We start from the raw sequence: 494 nt of genomic DNA, 5'->3' as shown, positions 1-494 counted from the left end.
ATCCCATCTCTTGCTCCGGGAAGTTATCCCATCATGGTGAGCTGTAACACACAGGAAGGAAATGAAACAACTCCCCAGTTTCTTTTCACATTAAACGTACTGCCACCCTGGTACAGAAGCTGGTGGTTCGTTTCTCTCTGCATCATTGCTTGCATAGGCATTGTGGTACAAATTGTTTTCGTTCTGCTTCGACGCAAAGAAAACAAGATGAAATGGATGATGAAAGAACACGAGCAGAATGTGTATGAAGAAAAAGTTCGTTTTCTGATTAATATCAGCCATGAACTGCGAACTCCGCTCACACTCATATATGCCCCGCTAAGCCGCATATTAAAGACACTTCCTTCTACAGATGCCATTTATCCACCGTTGAAGAATATACATAAACAGGCTCAACGGATGAAAGATCTTATCAACATGGTGCTGGACGTACGTAAGATGGAAGTAGGAGAAACCAAGTTGAAACTCCAAGCCTATCCATTCAACTCATGGAT

At 42.5% G+C, this 494-nt stretch carries 1 protein-coding gene; it reads left to right on the top strand.

Features of this window, described 5'->3' with window-relative positions:
• A partial coding sequence (locus AB5935_RS25210; RefSeq protein ID WP_368327780.1) for a sensor histidine kinase occupies nt 1-494 on the top strand: 494 nt, incomplete at both ends.

It is taken from the genome of Phocaeicola sp. RTP21198st1_B8_RTP21198_201120 (assembly GCF_040929485.1).
In the GTDB taxonomy this organism is placed as follows: Bacteria; Bacteroidota; Bacteroidia; order Bacteroidales; family Bacteroidaceae; genus Phocaeicola; species Phocaeicola dorei.
The sequence above is the reverse complement of the archived record's forward strand: the minus strand, read 5'-3'. Positions and strand labels throughout refer to the sequence as shown.